This is a genomic window from Erythrobacter sp. NE805, from assembly GCF_046452355.1.
Classification (GTDB): domain Bacteria; phylum Pseudomonadota; class Alphaproteobacteria; order Sphingomonadales; family Sphingomonadaceae; genus Erythrobacter.
Window position 1 is genome coordinate 574404 of record NZ_JBKFDI010000002.1, and the last position, 17307, is coordinate 591710.

General features: G+C 69.9%; 14 protein-coding genes and 1 tRNA gene. 7 read left to right on the forward strand and 8 right to left on the reverse strand.

Annotation, left to right across the window (positions count from 1 at the left end):
* Positions 1-63: 63 nt before the first annotated feature.
* The gene (locus tag ACLBKU_RS10765) at positions 64-1470 is read right to left on the reverse strand and encodes a DEAD/DEAH box helicase (protein ID WP_410179548.1); all 1407 of its coding nucleotides are present in this window, start codon (positions 1468-1470) and stop codon (positions 64-66) included.
* Positions 1471-1630: 160 nt separating this feature from the next.
* Entirely contained in the window at positions 1631-2209 is a 579-nt protein-coding gene (locus ACLBKU_RS10770) for a hypothetical protein (protein ID WP_410179549.1), read from the reverse strand.
* Positions 2210-2390: 181 nt separating this feature from the next.
* On the opposite strand from ACLBKU_RS10770, the gene ACLBKU_RS10775 reads away from it, so the two are divergent.
* Complete coding sequence (locus ACLBKU_RS10775; RefSeq protein WP_410179550.1) at positions 2391-3848, forward strand: FAD-binding oxidoreductase; 1458 nt, start codon at positions 2391-2393, stop codon at positions 3846-3848.
* Positions 3849-3957: 109 nt separating this feature from the next.
* Entirely contained in the window at positions 3958-4749 is a 792-nt protein-coding gene (locus tag ACLBKU_RS10780; RefSeq protein WP_410179551.1) for a SapC family protein, read from the forward strand.
* 239 nt (positions 4750-4988) lie between these two features.
* On the opposite strand, the gene ACLBKU_RS10785 is transcribed toward ACLBKU_RS10780, so the two are convergent.
* Positions 4989-5966: an N-formylglutamate amidohydrolase gene (locus ACLBKU_RS10785; RefSeq protein WP_410179552.1), complete on the reverse strand. Its 978-nt coding sequence runs from the start codon at positions 5964-5966 to the stop codon at positions 4989-4991.
* Between the two features lie 137 nt (positions 5967-6103).
* Here ACLBKU_RS10785 and cpdR point away from each other — a divergent pair, with 137 nt between their 5' ends.
* The 5 genes from cpdR to ACLBKU_RS10810 all read left to right on the forward strand — a co-directional run bounded on the left by cpdR (position 6104) and on the right by ACLBKU_RS10810 (position 10555).
* Positions 6104-6484 carry a cell cycle two-component system response regulator CpdR gene (cpdR, locus tag ACLBKU_RS10790; protein WP_410179553.1) on the forward strand — a complete coding sequence of 127 codons (381 nt, stop codon included), beginning with the start codon at positions 6104-6106 and terminating at the stop codon, positions 6482-6484.
* A gap of 424 nt (positions 6485-6908) precedes the next feature.
* Positions 6909-6983: transfer RNA gene (locus tag ACLBKU_RS10795), tRNA-Val, on the forward strand.
* A gap of 233 nt (positions 6984-7216) precedes the next feature.
* Entirely contained in the window at positions 7217-8440 is a 1224-nt protein-coding gene (locus tag ACLBKU_RS10800; protein WP_410179554.1) for an NADP-dependent isocitrate dehydrogenase, read from the forward strand.
* 111 nt (positions 8441-8551) lie between these two features.
* Complete coding sequence (locus ACLBKU_RS10805) at positions 8552-10354, forward strand: cation:proton antiporter (protein WP_410179555.1); 1803 nt, start codon at positions 8552-8554, stop codon at positions 10352-10354.
* A gap of 27 nt (positions 10355-10381) precedes the next feature.
* On the forward strand, positions 10382-10555 hold the full coding sequence (locus ACLBKU_RS10810; RefSeq protein WP_410179556.1) for a hypothetical protein: 174 nt from the start codon (positions 10382-10384) through the stop codon (positions 10553-10555).
* Between the two features lie 164 nt (positions 10556-10719).
* On the opposite strand, the gene ACLBKU_RS10815 is transcribed toward ACLBKU_RS10810, so the two are convergent.
* From ACLBKU_RS10815 to ACLBKU_RS10835, 5 genes are all read right to left on the reverse strand, one after another.
* Positions 10720-10893 (reverse strand): KOW motif-containing protein, encoded by a 174-nt coding sequence (locus ACLBKU_RS10815; RefSeq protein WP_410179557.1) that lies wholly within the window; start codon positions 10891-10893, stop codon positions 10720-10722.
* Positions 10890-11369, reverse strand: coding sequence for a hypothetical protein (locus tag ACLBKU_RS10820; protein ID WP_410179558.1), 480 nt, complete (start codon positions 11367-11369; stop codon positions 10890-10892). Before ACLBKU_RS10820 ends, ACLBKU_RS10815 begins: the two co-directional genes overlap by 4 nt.
* Positions 11369-14038, reverse strand: a complete 2670-nt coding sequence (gene alaS, locus ACLBKU_RS10825) for an alanine--tRNA ligase (RefSeq protein ID WP_410179559.1) — start codon at positions 14036-14038, stop codon at positions 11369-11371. The genes ACLBKU_RS10820 and alaS overlap by 1 nt, the downstream gene beginning before the upstream one ends.
* Before the next feature lie 279 nt (positions 14039-14317).
* Positions 14318-15385, reverse strand: coding sequence for a recombinase RecA (gene recA / locus ACLBKU_RS10830; protein WP_410179560.1), 1068 nt, complete (start codon positions 15383-15385; stop codon positions 14318-14320).
* 150 nt (positions 15386-15535) lie between these two features.
* The gene (locus ACLBKU_RS10835) at positions 15536-17230 is read right to left on the reverse strand and encodes a DUF4139 domain-containing protein (protein ID WP_410179561.1); all 1695 of its coding nucleotides are present in this window, start codon (positions 17228-17230) and stop codon (positions 15536-15538) included.
* Between the last annotated feature and the right edge of the window lie 77 nt (positions 17231-17307).

A 17307-nucleotide genomic window follows, 5' to 3' on the forward strand; every position in this document is an offset into this window, starting at 1 on the left:
AGACCGGCAACCGCCAAAGAAGCGTTAACCCTCCCGCACTTCACGCGCCGGGCGGGCGGCGCGTCAGAGTGCCGAGAGGCTCAGGAAGCCGGGAACCGGGCCGTTCCACTCGCCGGGCTTGCCGGGCTCGTCGTCCTCGCGCTCGCGGCGGGCGCGGGGCTTGCGCTCCTCGCGCGGCGCATCGCGGTCGCGCTCGCGCTCGCGACGAGGCTTGCGCTCTTCAAGATCGTCGCGCTCCTCGCGGGCGCGGCGCGGCTTTCTCGCCGGGCGCTCCTCGCGCTCCTCTCGCTCCTCGGGGGCATCGGCCTTGGCCGCCTCGGCGCGGGCGAGAACCTCGGTGAGGTCGACCCGCACGTCGGCCTTGCCGAACACCTTGATCGCGCTGCCGGTCAGCTTCTCGACATTGGCGATCGCCTCGGCGTCCTCCTCCGAGACGAAGGTGAAGGCCCGGCCCTTAGCCCCGGCGCGGCCCGTCCGGCCGATACGGTGCACGTAGTCGTCGGGGTGCCAGGGCGTGTCGAAGTTGAAGACGTGGGAGACGCCCTTGATGTCGAGGCCGCGCGCCGCGACGTCGGAGGCGACGAGGATGTTCACGTCACCCGACTTGAAGCGCTCCAATTCCTTGAGGCGCGAGGTCTGGTCCATGTCGCCGTGGATCTCGCTCGACCGGAAGCCGTGGCGCCTGAGGCTCTGGTTCAATTCGCGCACCGTGGTCTTGCGGTTGGCGAAGATGATCGCGGTCTCGACGAGGTCGTTCTCGAGGAACCAGCGCAGCGTCTCGCGCTTGCTCCGCGACTTCACCGGCACCTTGAAGGCGGTGATGTCGGCATTGGTCGAGGCCGCGCGGCTCACCTCGATCCGCTTGGGATTGGTGAGGAATTTCTTGGCGAGCTTCTCGATCGGCGGCGGCATGGTCGCCGAGAAGAGCATCGTCTGGCGCGTCTCGGGGAGCTTGGAGCAGATGAACTCGATGTCGGGGATGAAGCCCATGTCGAGCATCCGGTCGGCCTCGTCGATGACGAGCAGCTCGCAGCCGTTCAAGAGGATCTTGCCGCGCTCGAACAGGTCCATCAGGCGGCCCGGCGTCGCGATCAGCACGTCGACCCCGTCCGAGAGCGCCTTCAACTGGTCGCCCATCTGCACGCCGCCGATCAGCAGCGCCATCTTGAGGTCGTGGTTCTTGCCGTATTTCTCGAAGTTCTCGGCGACCTGGGCGGCGAGTTCGCGGGTCGGCTCGAGGATCAGCGAGCGCGGCATCAGCGCGCGGCGGCGGCCTGCCGCCATCACGTCGATCATCGGCAGCACGAAGCTCGCCGTCTTGCCGGTGCCGGTCTGGGCGATGCCGATGAGGTCCTTCATCATCAGCACGGTCGGGATCGCCTGCGCCTGGATCGCGGTCGGCGTGGTGTAGCCCGCGTCTTCCACGGCCTTGAGCAATTCGGGCGAGAGGCCGAGATCGGCGAAAGTCATCAGGTCTATGTTGTCCGAGAATAGCGGGCAGGGTTGCTGCCGGGATTGCTGATCCGCCGCGTGGCCGGGCAAAGCCCGAATTCACGCCGCCGTCAGGCTGCGGCGCCTTTCACGCAAACAGGCGCAAAAGTCAAGGAATCGCGGGCGTCGGCCCCGAGGCTCAGCCCGGCACCGCGACGAGCTGGCGCATCACCTCGACCTCGCAGCGCGCGCCGGTGCGCGACTGGAGCTTGTCGCGCGAGACGCACAGCCGCCCGTCCTTGCTCTTCTCGACGTAGAAGCCCGAGTAGAAGTCGCGGGCGCGGCAGGCCTTTTCGAGGTTCACCGAGAGCATCCGGCGATCGCGCAGGAACAGCACCAGGCGGTTGCCGCTGCCGGTCTGCACCCCCGCGATCTCGCCGAGCCCCACGCACTTCTCCTTGCGCCGCTCCTCGAAGCGCGGGGCCGAGGGGCGCTGCGGAAGCTCGGCAAGGAGGTTCTGGCGCGCGGCGAGCGGGGCCGGGGTGATCCGCACGACGACGCGCTGCTCGATGCGGATCTGCTGCGCCGCCGAGGACTGGCGCATCGCGCCCAGTGGGTTCAGGACCTCGGCAACGGGAGCGACACCCGGCGCGCCAGCCGCATCGCACTGCGGAGCGCCGCCTTCACCCTCATCGCCCTCGGCCGGCAGGCGCGCCGTCTCGGCCACCAGCGGCAGCATCAGCGCAAGCGGCGCTGCGAGGGCGAGCAGGCTGTGCATCGGCGGGGAAGGCTCTCCTCAAGATGGTCGGAACGGGCGGGATCAACGGCTCGGCGGACCGGCGGGTCGCTTTGGCTTGCCCCGGCCCTAGCAGCGACGCTTGAACCGTGGCTTAACTGTCCGCACAGGGGCGCGCCAAAAGAATGGCAATTTTGCGTCCGGCTGTGGCATGGAGGCCACAATGACTCGCCCCCTCCCCCAAGCCGAAACCGAGAGCTTCCTCGCCGCCGCTGCCGCCCTGCTCGGGCCGCGCGGGCTGACGCAGGATCCGGCGCTGATGGACGCCTGGCTCACCGACTGGCGCGGGCGCTACACCGGCCGGGCGCTGGCGCTCGCCTCCCCGGCCTCGACCGCCGAGGTCGCCGCGCTGGTGAGCCTCTGCGCCGCGCACGGCGTGCCGATCGTGCCCCAGGGCGGCAACAGCGGCATGGCGGGCGGCGCGACCCCCGACGCGAGCGGCCGCGCTATCCTCCTCTCGCTGCGGCGGATGAACGCCATCCGCAGCCTCTCGGCGGAGAGTGGCCAGGCGGTGTGCGAGGCCGGCGTGATCCTCCAGTCCCTGCACGAGGCGGCCGACGCGGCGGGGCTGCGCTTCCCGCTGACATTGGGCGGCAAGGGCTCGGCGACGATCGGCGGGCTGATCGCGACCAATGCGGGCGGTACGCAGGTGCTGCGCCACGGGACGATGCGCGCCCAGGTGCTCGGGCTCGAAGCGGTGCTGGCGAGCGGCGAGGTGCTGGACCTCATGACCCCGCTCAAGAAGGACAATCGGGGCTTCGACCTCAAGCAGCTGCTGATCGGATCGGAGGGCACGCTCGGCATCGTCACCGCCGCGCGGCTGCGGCTGCTGCCGGCGGCGCGGGGCCGCGCGACCGCCTGGGTCGGGCTCGACGACATCGTCGCGGCGCGTACGCTGCTGCGGCGCGTCGAGCGCGCGCTCGGCGAGGCGCTCGAGGGCTTCGAGGTGGTGCCGGCCCATTGCCTTGGATCCGTGCTCGCCCACCAGCCCGGCGCGCGCGCACCGCTCGCCGGGCGCCATGCCTGGAACGCCCTCGTCGAATGCGTCTCGCCCGCCGCCGACAGCGCGGCCCTGCGCGAGGGCCTCGCGGCGGCGCTCGGCGCGGCGCTCGAGGAGGGGCTCATCGCCGACGCCGCGATCGCCGCGAGCGACGCCCAGGCCGAGGCCTTCTGGGCCCTGCGCGACGGCATTTCCGCCGCCGAGCGCGCGCGCGGGCCGGCCATGCAGCACGACATCTCGGTGCCCGTCGAGGCCATGCCCGAGTTCATCCTCGCCGCCGTCCCCGCGATCGAGAGCACCTTCCCCGGCACCACCGCGGTCGCGTTCGGGCACCTCGGCGACGGCAATGTCCACTTCCACGTCCTCGCCCCCGAGGGCGCCGTCCGGGGCGTCTGGGAGGAGGCCGAGGGCAAGGCGGTCAGCGCTCAGGTCCACGATCTCGTCACCGCTTGGGGCGGCTCGATCAGTGCCGAGCACGGGATCGGGCAGATGAAGGTGGACGAGCTCGCCCGGCTCCACGACCCGGTCGCGCTGGCGGTGATGGCGCGCGTCAAGGCGGCGCTCGACCCCCGCGGGCTGCTCAATCCGGGAAAACTCTTGCCCCTGCCGCAGGGCGCGTGATCCGCGCGGCTTGCGCGGTTCGTCGCAAACGCTTAAGGCCCGCGCTTTCGGCGGGCCGACGAGGTTTTTCCGCTGAGGGGATCAACACTACCGCTTCGGAGAATTCGTCATGGCCAGCGCGCCGCAACCGCAACTTCCGCTGTTTTACAAGGACCTCCTGCCCGTCAACAGCAACGACCACGCCGACTGGAAGGCTGGCTCGCTCGCTGACGCGTCCTACCTCGCCCAGACCCACGCGATCCCGCTGACCAGCGACGAATTCGTCGATGCGCAGCGCAATTTCCCGATTGTCTTCACCTCGGGCGAGGGCGCCCTGCCGATCGCGCTGTTCGGCCTCAACGAGGGCGTCAACGTGTTCATCGGCGAGGACAACATGATCGCCGAGCCGATCTACCTGCCCGCCTATGCGCGCCGCTATCCCTTCATCCTCGCCAAGCTCCAGCCCGGCAGTGACGACATGTCGCTGTGCTTCGACCCGACCGCGGGGATGCTCGGCAAGGACAAGGACGGCCTCCCCCTCTTCGCCGACGGCAAGCCGAGCGAGTACACCGAGGGCGTGCTCGACTTCTGCCGCCGCTTCGAGGAAGCCGGCCAGCGCACCAAGCTGTTCATGGACGAACTCGCCAAGCTCGACATCCTGATGGAGGGCGAGATCGCCATCACCCGCAACGACATGCCGGAAACCCCCTTCGTCTACAGGGGTTTCCGCATGGTGGACGAGGCCAAGCTGCGCGAGCTTCCGGCCGCCACGCTCGAGGAACTGGCGAAGAACGGCATGCTCATGCTGATTTACGCGCACCTCTTCTCGCTCAATCTGATGCGCAACATCTTCGAGCGCCAGATGGCCCAGGGCAAGGTGCCGATGAACAGCGACGGGACCCCGGCCCCGGCGCTCAACTGATCGCGCCGCCGGGTTCCGACGACAGCTGAAAATGCAAGCGGGCAGGTGGCCGAAGGGCCGCCTGCCCGTTCTGCCATCCGGGACCGGCGGAGCCGATGTTTCACGTGAAACAACGCCGGATGGGGGAGGCTAAGGGGGGTCCGGAGGGGGTCTGGAGGGGTCTGGAGGGGGTCTGGCGCCGGCTCGACAGGCTCTGGCGCGCAGCAAGGCCAACCCTGCCGCGTGGCACCTCGCTCCCGCTACTCCGCCGCCTGCCGCAGCCCCTCCTGCCCGCCGAGCAGCGCGGCTTCCGCACCGAGCTCGCGCACCAGCCCCGCCAGCATCGCCGCGACCGCGGGCAGCCCCGCCCCGGGCTCGGCGAGCTGGCGGTCGAGATAGGTCGCGCGGCACACCTCGATCTGCAACGCGTGCATCCCGCCCTGCGGCGCGCCGTGGCGGTCGAGCACGTAGCCGCCCGAATAGGGCCGGTTCTGCGCCGCCGGAACGCCGCGCGCCTCGAGGTGGGCGAGCGCCCTCCCCATCAGCGCATGGTGGCACGAGGCGCCGAAGCGGTCGCCCAGCACCAGCACCGGCGCGCGCGCCTCGCCCTCGGCGGCGCGCAGCGGCGGCATCGAGTGCAGGTCGACGAGCAGCGCCGCCCCCCACTCGTCGCGGATCGCCGCGAGCTCCGCCGCCAGCGCCGCGTGATAGGCGCGGTGGATGTGCTCGACGCGCTCGGCGAGCTCCGCAGGAGCGAGCCGCCCCCTCCAGATCTCGCCCGATCCCGGCAGGCGGCGCGGCACCAGCCCGAGGCCGCTCCTCGCCCGCGCATTGCCGCGCTGGCCCGCTTCCGCCGCCGCCACCCCCTCGGGCCGTCCGCCCTCGACCATGTCCCAGTCGACATCGTCCTCGGCGCGGTTCAAGTCGAGCAGCGCGCGCGGCGCATGGGCGACCAGCAGCCCCGCGCCGGTCTCGCGCGCCACCGCGACGCCGAGCCGGTCGACATGGCGATCCTCGAGCCGCAATTGCGCCAGCTCCGGCTCGCGCATCCGCGCCGCGACGCTCGCCGGATAGGCGCGCCCCGCGTGGGGCACCGCGATCAGCACCGGCAGGCGCAGGCGCTGCGGACGGGTCAGGGTGAAGGCCGCCGCCTGCCCGAGCCCCGGCACGCGTCCGCCGCTCACCGAGATGCGGGCGGGGGCGGGACCGGGCCGGGAGGGGCGGGCGGGCGGCGTCATGCGCCCTCCTTGCTGACGGCTCGGGCGAGTCCTGTCAAAGCCTCATCGCCCCGGCGCCGGGGCATTTCGCCCCGTCCCCCGCGCAAACCGCCCTCCGGCACAAAGATTTCTTAAGCCGGTTGTGCTAACCCGCCCGCATGACAGCCTCCCGCACCCCCCGCATCCTGCTCGCCGAGGACGAGGACGCCATGCGCGCCTATCTCGAGCGGGCGCTGACCAATGCCGGCTACGCGGTCAGCGCGGTGGACCGCGGGACCGACGCCCTGCCGCTGCTCGAGACCGGCGACTACGACCTGCTGCTCTCCGACATCGTCATGCCCGAAATGGACGGGATCGAGCTCGCCCAGCGCTGCGCGACGATCTCGCCGCGCACCAAGGTGATGTTCATCACCGGCTTCGCCGCGGTGTCGCTGCGCGCGAGCCGCGAGCAGCCGACCGCCAAGGTGCTCTCCAAGCCCTTCCACCTGCGCGACCTCGTGCTCGAGGTGGAGCGGGTGTTCGAGGAAGCCGGGGCCTAAGGGTTTTTCGCGCAGAGACGCAGAGAGCGCAGAGCAGGCGCTTCGTGAAAGGCTCGTCGCCCCGTGCTCGACACGGGGCCTCGCTTCCTTCTACGCGCAGGCCTCGTTTCACGCGGAGACGCGGAGACGCGGAGGCTTGAGATCGCGGCTGCGCCGCAGTGTCTCACACTAAGCCACAAAGACACAGAGGATCGCACGGCGAGCGCTCTCGCAGTCTCGCACGCTCTCTTTGTGCCCTTGTGTCCTTGTGTGCGTCAGAAAGGCGGACGACACCAAGGCAGCGACCGGCTCCCCTCCGCGTCTCCGCGTCTCCGCGTGAATCAAACTCGCTCCCCGCCAAAGCCCGGTTCGAATCGCTTGCACCTTCGAAAGTGCTGCGATAAAGGGCCGCTCCGCGCTCGAAAGGGCGCCGATCCGATGGTGCGGGCGTATAGCTCAGTGGTAGAGCACTATGTTGACATCGTAGGGGTCGCAAGTTCAATCCTTGCTACGCCCACCATCGGAACAGCAGACGAGCCCGCCCTCCCCGGCGGGCTTTTTTGTGACCCCCGCCCGCACCTGCACCCGCCGCATGCGATGTTGCGTTTCATTCGCGGCTCGCGCGCTTGCAAGCCCCACGCCCTCTGCTAAAGCCCGCGCGGGATCTACGGGCCTCGGACGGGCCCTCAACAGCTTCCTGTCGATCATGAACGGCCCCGCGCACGACGGGGCGAGAAGGATAGGGCAATGGCCATGCAGAAAATCAAAGTCGCCAATCCCGTCGTCGAGCTCGACGGCGACGAGATGACCCGCATCATCTGGCAGTGGATCCGCGAGCGGCTGATCCTGCCCTATCTCGACATCGACCTCAAATATTACGACCTGTCGATCGAGAACCGCGACGCGACCGACGACCAGGTGACGGTCGACAGCGCCAACGCGATCAAGCAATTCGGCGTCGGCGTGAAGTGCGCGACGATCACCCCCGACGAGCAGCGCGTCGAGGAGTTCGGCCTCAAGAAGATGTGGAAGTCGCCCAACGGCACGATCCGCAACATCCTCGGCGGCGTCGTCTTCCGCGAGCCGATCGTGATCGACAACGTGCCGCGCCTCGTGCCGGGCTGGACCGATCCGATCGTCGTCGGCCGCCACGCCTTCGGCGACCAGTATCGCGCGACCGACACGCGCATCCCCGGCCCCGGCAAGCTGCGCCTCGTCTTCGACGGCGAGGACGGCACGACAATCGACCTCGACGTCTTCGACTTCCCCAGCGCCGGCGTCGCGATGGCGATGTACAACCTCGACGATTCGATCCGCGACTTCGCCCGCGCCTCGTTCAACTACGGTTTGAACCTCGGCTGGCCGGTCTACCTCTCGACCAAGAACACGATCATGAAGGCCTATGACGGGCGCTTCAAGGACCTCTTCCAGGAGGTGTTCGACACCGAGGGCTTCGCGGAAGCGTTCAAGGCCAAGGGCATCGTCTACGAACACCGCCTGATCGACGACATGGTGGCCTCGGCGCTCAAGTGGTCGGGCAAGTTCGTGTGGGCCTGCAAGAACTACGACGGCGACGTGCAGTCCGACACCGTCGCGCAAGGGTTCGGCTCGCTCGGCCTGATGACCAGCGTGCTGATGACGCCGGACGGCAAGACCGTCGAGGCCGAGGCCGCGCACGGCACCGTCACCCGCCACTACCGCCAGCACCAGCAGGGCAAGGCGACCTCGACCAACCCGATCGCCTCGATCTTCGCCTGGACCCGCGGGCTCATGTACCGCGGCAAGTTCGACGGAACCCCCGACGTCGTCCGCTTCGCCGAGACGCTCGAGAAGGTCTGCATCCAGACCGTCGAGAAGGGTTACATGACCAAGGATCTGGCGCTGCTGATCGGCCCGGGCCAGGCGTGGCAGACCACCGAGCAGTTCTTCGAGACGATCGTCCAGAACCTCGAGACGGAAATGGCCAGCTGGGCCTGATCGCGCGTCACGCCTGATCTGCGAAAGCCGGGCGGCCCTGCGCGGCCTGCCCGGCTTTTTCGTGCCCGGCGCAAGCGTGACAGCCACGCCGCGCGCCGTTACACGTGACGCGTGGCTGGCGAAATGACCCTCTCCCCCGTCCTCTCGGACGCGCTGGTGATCCTTGGTTCGGCGGGCATCGTCATTCCGCTCTTCGCGCGGTTCCGCATCACCCCGATCATCGGCTTCATCCTGATCGGGGTGCTGGTCGGCCCCTCCGGTCTCGGCTCGCTGGTCGATGAGCACCCCTGGCTCTACTACGTCACGATCACCAACGTGGTGCGACTGGTCCCCTTCGCCGATTTCGGGATCGTGCTGCTGCTCTTCGCGATCGGGCTCGAGCTGTCGTTCAACCGCCTGTGGGCCATGCGCAAGCTGGTGTTTGGCCTCGGCGCGCTCGAGGTGCTTATCAGCGGCGGGGCGCTGGCGCTGTTCGTGGGGGTGGCCGCCGGCATGAACACCGCCGCGGCGCTGGCGCTGGGCTTTGCGCTCGCCTTCTCATCGACCGCGATCGTGTTGCCGATCAGCGGCACCAAATCGCCGGTAGGCCGCGCGGCGCTCTCGATGCTGCTGTTCGAGGACATCATGATCGTGCCGATCATCTTCATCCTCGGCGCGCTCGCCCCCAATGCGGCGGAGGACGGCTGGGCGGGGATGATCCGCACCCTGTGGCAGGGCGGGCTCGTGGTCGCGGTGCTGCTGGTGGCGGGCCGCCTCGCCCTCCCCCGCCTGTTCGCGCAGGCCGCGCGCACCAAGAGCCCCGAGCTGTTCCTCTCCGCCTCGCTGCTCGTCGTCATCGGCGCGAGCCTTGCCACCGCGCTGGTCGGCCTCTCGCCGATCGTCGGCGCGCTGATCGCGGGGCTCCTGATCGCTGAGACCGAATACCACACCGAGGTCGAGCTGATCATGGAGCCCTTCAAGGGCCTCGCCCTCGGGGTGTTCCTCATCACCGTCGGCATGAGCATCAACCTCGCCGAGATCGCCGGCGAGATCGGCACCATCGCGCTCGCCGTGACCGGGGTGGTCGTGTTCAAGGCGATCGTCACCGGCATCCTGCTGCGGCTGATGGGCGCGCGGCGCAGCACCGCGGCCGAGACCGGGCTGCTGATGGCCTCGCCGTCCGAGACCACCCTGATCGTCCTCGCCGCCGCGACCAGCGCGCTGGTGCTCGATGCCGAGACCGCGCGCTTCTGGCAGACCGTCACCGCGATCGGGCTCACCATCACGCCCGTCCTGGCGAAGCTCGGCGCGATGATCGCGCGGCGGGTCGACGGCGCGGCGCACGTCCCGCACGAGGACGAGGGCGACGGCAAGGGCGACACGGGGCGCACGATCATCGTCGGCGGCGGGCGCGTCGGGCGGCTGGTCGCGGACATGATGCGCACCCATGCCAAGCCCTACGTGATGATCGACAGCAACCCCGACCTCATCGACGCCGCCAAGCGCGACGGCTACCGCGCGACCTTCGGCGATGCCGCACGCCGCGACACGCTCGCGCGGCTCGGGGTCGCGACCGCCCCGGCGGTTGTGCTGACGATGGACGAACCGGTGCTCGCCCAGCGCCTCGTCGCCAAGCTGCGCCAGGCTCACCCCGATCTCCTGATCGTCGCCCGAGCGCGCGATCCCGACCATGCCGCCGCGATGTACCGCGCCGGGGCGAGCCATGCCGTCCCCGAGACGCTCGAGGCCTCGCTCCAGCTCTCCGAGGCGGTGCTGGTCGACATCGGCGTCGCGATGGGCCCGGTGATCGCCTCGATCCACGCCAAGCGCGACGAGTTCCGCGAGCAGCTCGAACGCGACGGCAACCTCGCCGAAAAGCCCAAGCTGCGCACCGGCACGACGAGCCGCGAAACATTGCAGGAGCGCGTGGGGTAGGCCTCCATCCGAGGAGGAGACGCACCCATGAGCAAGCCCCAGACCCCCGACAACCCCGCCGAACGCGGCCCCGAAACCCGCACCGACGGGAAGGAGGGCACCGTCAGGACCCGCCAGCGCGAAGGCAACCGCCGCCCCGACCCCGACCTGCCGCGCGGCTCGGAACCCTCGACCCGCGGCGCCTCGCAAGGGCAGCGGTAGGCGCAAGCGAAGTCCCTCCCCGTTGCGCAGCAATGGGGAGGTGGCAGACGCCGCAAGGCGGCTGACGGATGGGGAATCCTCCGTCACCGCTTCGCGGTGCCATCCTTCGGCAGGCTCAGGACGGGCTCTCCCCATCCCTGCGGGATGGGCCGGGATTGCTCGCCTCAGCCGGAATTCACCGGCCTCACGCTGCGCTCGAGCGTCTTGAACCGACTCCCGTCGGCCTGCCGCACGGTGATGGTGACGTTGCCGCCCTTGCTGACATGGCGATCCTCGATCGTCCCGGCCTTGCCCTTGTGGGTGCCGGCGATCACCACGCAGGCCTCACCGTTCGTCATGGCCGCCCTTGCCCTTCCTCGCCGCGCGCCACGGTAAGGCCGAAGGGCTTCCTGCGCGGCGCGATCCGCCACGGCGCCGCGGCGTTGAAGGGTTCGCCGTCGTAGATGTAGGTGACCAGCAGCGCGCGGCCCCTGGGCACGACCCGGTAGCCGACCCGGTGCTCCTCGCGCGTGCCGTTGCTGCTCTCCAGCACCTCGACATGGCCGAAGACGAAGCCCTCGCCTTCGCGGGTCACCTCGGCGGTGTATGCGATGTTGCACCAGCCTTCGCACAGGGTGAACTCGGCCATCCGGCGCCCGGCTTCATCGACGAAGAAGCGCACCTCGAACCCGCCGAGGTCGCCGCTCTCCTCGCCGAGCGCGACGTCGCCGTAGAGGCCTTGCGGAAAGGGCGGGAGGCGGTCCTTCGCACTCGCCGTTCCGCCGACCGCGAGCAGCGCGGCGAGGGCGACGCGGGTGAGCCGCCCCGCCCGCATCACACCGCCGGCTGGGCTTCCAGCACGGCCTTGACCGCCGCGAGCGCTTCGCCCGCCTTGCTGCCGTCGGGCCCGCCGCCCTGCGCCATGTCGGGCCGCCCGCCGCCGCCCTTGCCGCCCAAGGCCTCGACGCCCGCGCGCACCAGGTCGACCGCGCTGAACCGCGCCGTGAGATCGTCGGTCACGGCGGCGGCGATGCTCGCCTTGCCCTCGTTCACCGCGACCAGCACCGCCACGCCCGATCCGATGCGCTGCTTGGCCGCATCGAGCAGCGGGCGCAGCTCCTTGGGATCGAGCCCCTCGAGCACCTGACCGGAGAAGGTCACGCCCGCGACCGTCTCGTCGGCCGCCGCCGCGCCGCCGCCCGAGCCGCCGCCGCCGAGCGCCAGCGCGCGCTTCGCCTCGGCGAGCTCCTTCTCGAGCCGCTTGCGTTCCTCGAGCAGCGCGGCGAGGCGCGCGGGCACTTCCTCGGGCGTCGCACGGATCACGCTCGCGGCGGCCTTCAGGGCCTCCTCGCGGGCGACGAGCCACTGGCGCGCGCCCTCGCCGGTCATCGCCTCGATGCGGCGCACGCCCGAGGAGACCGCGCTTTCCGAAACGATCCGGAATACCCCGATGTCGCCGGTGGCGTTGACGTGGGTCCCGCCGCACAGCTCGACCGAGTAGTTGCGCCCCTCCTTGCCCGCGCGGCCCATCGCGAGCACGCGGACCTCGTCGCCGTATTTCTCGCCGAACAGCGCGAGCGCGCCCGCCGCGACCGCGTCGTCGGGGGTCATGAGGCGCGTGCCGACGGTCTCGTTGGCGCGGATCTCGGCGTTCACCTCGGCCTCGATCGCGGCGATGTCCTCCGGCGTCAAGGCGACCGGGTGCGAGAAGTCGAAGCGCAACCGGTCCTCGGCGACCAGCGAGCCCTTCTGCGTCACGTGCTGCCCGAGGCGGTTCCTGAGCGCGGCGTGGACGAGGTGCGTCGCCGAGTGGTTGGCGCGGATGCGGTCGCGGCGCTCGGCATCGACCTTGAGCTCGACCGTGTCGCCCGTGCTGACCGAGCCTTCATCGATGCGCACGTGGTGCGCGTGGAGGCGGCCCAATGGCTTGGAGGTGTCGGTGACGTGACCCTTGAGGCCGCCGAGGCTGGTGATGCTGCCCGCATCGCCGGTCTGACCGCCGCTCTCGCCGTAGAAGGGGGTCTGGTTGGTGAGGATCACCACCGCCTCGCCCGCGCCCGCCCCGGCGACTTCCTTGCCGTCCCTGACGATCGCGACCACCCGGCCCTCGCCGCTCGTCGCGGCATAGCCGGTGAACTCGGTCGCGCCCTCGCGCTCGGCGATGTCGAACCACACCTCGCCCGAGGCAGCCTCGCCCGAGCCCTTCCACGCGGCGCGCGCGGCGGCCTTCTGGCGCGCCATCGCGGCGTCGAAGCCGGCCTTGTCGACCCCGATCCCGCGCGGGCGCAGCGCGTCCTCGGTGAGGTCGAGCGGGAAGCCGTAGGTGTCGTGGAGGCGGAAGGCGACCTCGCCGTCGAGCTCGCCGCCTGCCGAAAGGTCGCCGGTCGCCTCGTCGAGGAGCCTCAACCCCTTGTCGAGCGTGCGGCGGAACTGGGTCTCCTCGCGCTCGAGCACTTCCTGGATCAGCGCCTGGCCGCGGGTCAGCTCGGGATAGGCCTGGCCCATCTCGCCGACGAGCGCCGGGACGAGGCGGTGCATGAGCGGTTCGCTCGCTCCGAGCAGGTGCGCGTGGCGCATCGCGCGGCGCATGATGCGGCGCAGCACATAGCCGCGGCCCTCGTTCGAGGGGAGCACGCCGTCCGCCATCAGGAAGCTCGTCGACCGCAGGTGGTCGGCGATCACCCGGTGCGAGGCGGCGTGGTCGCCTGCTGCGGCGACGCCGGTGAGGCTTTCCGAGGCCGCGATCAGCGCCTTGTAGGTGTCGGTGTCGTAGTTGTCGTGGACGCCCTGGAGCACCGCGGCGATGCGCTCGAGCCCCATGCCGGTGTCGATCGAGGGCTTGGGCAGATCGATGCGGGTGCCGTCCGCCTGCTGCTCGTACTGCATGAAGACGAGGTTCCAGACCTCGACGAAGCGGTCGCCGTCCTCGTCGGGGCTGCCCGGGGGCCCGCCGGGGATGTGTTCGCCGTGGTCGTAGAAGATCTCCGAGCACGGCCCGCAGGGGCCGGTGTCACCCATCGACCAGAAATTGTCGCTGGTGGCGATGCGGATGATGCGATCTTCGGGAAGGCCCGCGATGCGCTTCCACAGGCCCGCGGCCTCGTCGTCGGTGTGGTAGACGGTGACGGTGAGCTTGTCCTTCGGGATGCCCCATTCCTTGGTCAGGAGCGTCCACGCGTGCTCGATCGCCTGCTCCTTGAAATAGTCGCCGAAGGAGAAATTCCCCAGCATTTCAAAGAAGGTATGGTGGCGCGCGGTGTAGCCGACATTGTCGAGGTCGTTGTGCTTGCCGCCGGCGCGGACGCATTTCTGGGCCGAAGCGGCACGCGGGGACGGCGGGGTCTCGAGCCCGGTGAAGACGTTCTTGAAGGGCACCATCCCGGCGTTGACGAACATCAGCGTCGGATCGTTGTAGGGCACGAGCGGCGCGCTCGGGGTGGGCGTGTGCCCGTTCCTACCGAAGTAGTCGAGGAAGGAGCGGCGGATTTCGTTGGTCGACGTCATGGGCGTGCAGTTAGGCAATGCGGGCGCGCAAGGCAATGGAGCGTGCAAAACGCGGGTCCGATCGGGGTGCGGGAGGGGCCTTGCAAGGGTGTGACCGGGGGCTTGCAGGTACTTGGCGGGGGGTTAAGCACCCTTGCGCGCACCCGCCCCCCAAAAAGCGAAAGGCCGGCGCGTGCCCTGGGGAAGGCACACGCCGGCGTTCCGCGTATCCGGGCGCGTTGTGGGGACAGCCGGGACAGGAGCGGGACACTCCGGCCCGGGCTCACGCCCGCTTGGGAATCACATGTCCGAATCCGCGTCCGGCCCGGTCATCATCTCCCCGGCGACCTGGTCGGTGCGGCTGCGGATCGCAGCTTCCAGCCGGTCGCAAACTTCCGGGTTCTCCTTGAGGTAGGTCTTCGCGTTCTCGCGGCCCTGCCCGATGCGGATCGAATCGTAGGAGAACCAGCTCCCCGACTTCTCGACGAGGCCCGCCTTGACCCCGAGATCGAGGATCTCGCCGATCTTGGAGATGCCCTCGCCGTACATGATGTCGAACTCGACCTGCTTGAAGGGCGGCGCGACCTTGTTCTTGACGACCTTCACCCGCGTGGTGTTGCCGGTGATCTCGTCGCGCTCCTTGATCTGGCCGGTGCGGCGGATGTCGAGGCGAACGCTCGCGTAGAACTTGAGCGCATTGCCCCCGGTGGTGGTCTCGGGGTTGCCGTACATCACCCCGATCTTCATGCGCAGCTGGTTGATGAAGATCACCATGCAGCGCGAGCGGCTGATCGAGCCCGTCAGCTTGCGCAGCGACTGCGACATGAGGCGCGCCTGGAGGCCGACGTGGCTGTCGCCCATCTCGCCCTCGATTTCCGCACGCGGCACCAGCGCCGCGACCGAATCGACCACCAGCACGTCGATCGCGTTCGAGCGCACCAGCGTGTCGGTGATCTCGAGCGCCTGTTCGCCGGTATCGGGCTGCGAGACGATCAGCTCGTCGATGTCGACCCCGAGCTTCTTCGCGTAGACGGGATCGAGCGCGTGCTCCGCGTCGACGAAGGCGGCGGTGCCGCCCATCTTCTGCGCCTCGGCAATGACGTGCAGCGCGAGCGTGGTCTTGCCCGAGCTTTCCGGGCCATAAACCTCGATAACCCGGCCGCGCGGCAACCCGCCGATGCCCAATGCAATGTCGAGACCCAGCGAGCCGGTCGAGATCGCCTCGACCTGCATGGCCTCCTTCGAGCCCAGCTTCATCGCCGAACCCTTGCCGAACGCACGGTCGATCTGCGCGAGCGCGGCTTCGAGAGCCTTCTGACGATCCACGGCTTTCCTGTCCTCTTCGACCAGTTTCAGTTGGGTTGCCATCGCACGCGCTCCTTCGCTTGCCTAGGGTCACAGCAGCAGTTTTCCGCTGTCCTGTAGGAGCTATGTATACCTTTTGTTCTATGGGAACAAGTAGGGAACGCAAATTAATTTACGGCGCACAATCCGGCATAACCCCTACGCGGGCGCGCCCTACTGCCCGACCGGGCCGAGCCGCCAGTCGAGCGTGCGCGTCCGGTTCGCCGGGACCGTCACCTCGACGACCTGGTTGCCGTTCTTCACCAACACCCTGCTCCCCGGCACACGCACCTTCACCCCCGGCCCGGCGAGCACCAGCCGCAGGGTCACGGGGTGCGGGTTGGCGTTGGTGAGCTCGGCGCGCATCGCCAGCCAGCCGGCGCGCGGGTAGCCCGCCTGCGCCGGCAGCCCAACGGCATTGCAGCGCGCGAACACCTGGCGACTTGTGCCGAACCGCAGCTCCATCTCCTGCCCCTTGGCATAGTCGCGCAGGGTGGTGCGGGCGGCGAGCCGATCGCCCCGCGCACTCGGCTCGTAGAGCGTCAGCGCCCCCTGCGGCAGCGCCATGCCGAGGCCCTTTGCCTCCTCGTTCTTCGTCACCAGCAACAGCGCCGCCGCGCCCGGCTCGCCCGGCGCGTCGATCGGGCGGTAGGGATCGCAGAACGCCTCGTAGAGATAGCGCCCGCGCACCGCCTGCCTGTCGAGGAAGGCGACCTGTTTCATCCCCTTGGCGGAGACGTCGACCCGCCCGGGCACGCGGAACAGCTTCAAGTCGCCGAGGTTCTCCTCGCTCGCGGTCATCACCGCTACCGCCGAGTCCATCGCCATCCGCTCGACCCGGGAGCCGGTGACCATGATCGGCGCGGGCGGCGGGGGCGGCGGCGCCATCATCGGCTCCATCGGGTAGGGCGGCGACCACGGCGCCGGGATCTCCGAGCCCTCGGCGGTGCTGCCGAAGGGGTAGCAGGTGAGCCTGAGCGGCGCGGCCCTCGGCGGGTCGGCGAGGCGGCGGTAGTCGCTCTCGACATTGAGCTTGCCCGCGACGATCTGGAGCTTGGCCTGATCGAACCCCTGCCCGTTGTCGTTGACGAGGGTGAGCCAGGAGAGCAGCCGCATCGCCGCCTCGCCCCCCGCCCCCTTCTCGGCCAGCGTCGCGACATAGTTCGCCTGCCAGTCGAAGCCCCAGGCGAGGTAGGTGAGCGTCACCTCGTAGGTGCCGCCCTCGGGCGAGGCGGTGTCGAGCGAGAACACCGGCTGTGCCGAGAGCCCGGCGGGGATGCGCGCGAAGGTGAGCTTTTCCGGCAGCCCGGCGCAGCGCACCGCCTCGAAGCCCTGCGCGGTCTCGAGCACGAGGCCGCCGTCGGCGCGGGTGCGGATCGTCGCCTCTTCGGCACTCGCCTCGCCGGTCGCGGGATTGGTGCGGGTGACGGTGACGCGGTTGCCGAGCGTCCCGTCGACCAGCGCGGCCGGGCTGAGGAGCTGCGCGTTGCGGTTCTTCTCGATCGTGCCGCCGGGCAGCCCGGTGACGATCGCCGAGACGCCGATCATGCCTTCGGCGACGCCCTCGAAGCGGATCGTCGATTCGCCTTTGGGAAGGGTCACGCGGCGCGTCTCGGAGATCATCGCGAGCCCGCGCGGATAGCGCGGGTTGAGCGCGGCGTCGGCGCTGCGGTCGGGATCGCGGTAGATCGTGACCGAGAGGTCCGAGGGCGCGGCGGCGTCGACCACCGGGCGCGCGACCGTCTGCTGGAGGGTCTGGGCGGCGAGCGGGGCCGCGAGAAGGGCGGCGAAGATTCCGGCGAGCGCCGCCCACCTTCTCCCCTGCCCCCGGGGAGGGGCTGGGGGTGGGGGCTCCACACCAGCGGTCACGTGCGAGGCCCGCGGCCTCGCCCCACCCCCGGCCCCTCCCTGAAGGGAGGGGGGATCGAGGACCGTGCGTCGCATCG

Bases quoted from the DNA above. Each gene is read 5' to 3' on its own strand.
- alaS (WP_410179559.1), bottom strand. From the start codon at position 14,038: ATGACGTCGACCAACGAAATCCGCCGCTCCTTCCTCGACTACTTCGGT.
- ACLBKU_RS10815 (WP_410179557.1), bottom strand. From the start codon at position 10,893: ATGACGAACGGTGAGGCCTGCGTGGTGATCGCCGGCACCCACAAGGGC.
- ACLBKU_RS10770 (WP_410179549.1), bottom strand. From the start codon at position 2,209: ATGCACAGCCTGCTCGCCCTCGCAGCGCCGCTTGCGCTGATGCTGCCG.
- recA (WP_410179560.1), bottom strand. From the start codon at position 15,385: ATGGCAACCCAACTGAAACTGGTCGAAGAGGACAGGAAAGCCGTGGAT.
- cpdR (WP_410179553.1), top strand. From the start codon at position 6,104: ATGACAGCCTCCCGCACCCCCCGCATCCTGCTCGCCGAGGACGAGGAC.
- ACLBKU_RS10785 (WP_410179552.1), bottom strand. From the start codon at position 5,966: ATGACGCCGCCCGCCCGCCCCTCCCGGCCCGGTCCCGCCCCCGCCCGC.
- ACLBKU_RS10820 (WP_410179558.1), bottom strand. From the start codon at position 11,369: ATGCGGGCGGGGCGGCTCACCCGCGTCGCCCTCGCCGCGCTGCTCGCG.
- ACLBKU_RS10810 (WP_410179556.1), top strand. From the start codon at position 10,382: ATGAGCAAGCCCCAGACCCCCGACAACCCCGCCGAACGCGGCCCCGAA.
- ACLBKU_RS10775 (WP_410179550.1), top strand. From the start codon at position 2,391: ATGACTCGCCCCCTCCCCCAAGCCGAAACCGAGAGCTTCCTCGCCGCC.
- ACLBKU_RS10780 (WP_410179551.1), top strand. From the start codon at position 3,958: ATGGCCAGCGCGCCGCAACCGCAACTTCCGCTGTTTTACAAGGACCTC.
- ACLBKU_RS10765 (WP_410179548.1), bottom strand. From the start codon at position 1,470: ATGACTTTCGCCGATCTCGGCCTCTCGCCCGAATTGCTCAAGGCCGTG.
- ACLBKU_RS10800 (WP_410179554.1), top strand. From the start codon at position 7,217: ATGCAGAAAATCAAAGTCGCCAATCCCGTCGTCGAGCTCGACGGCGAC.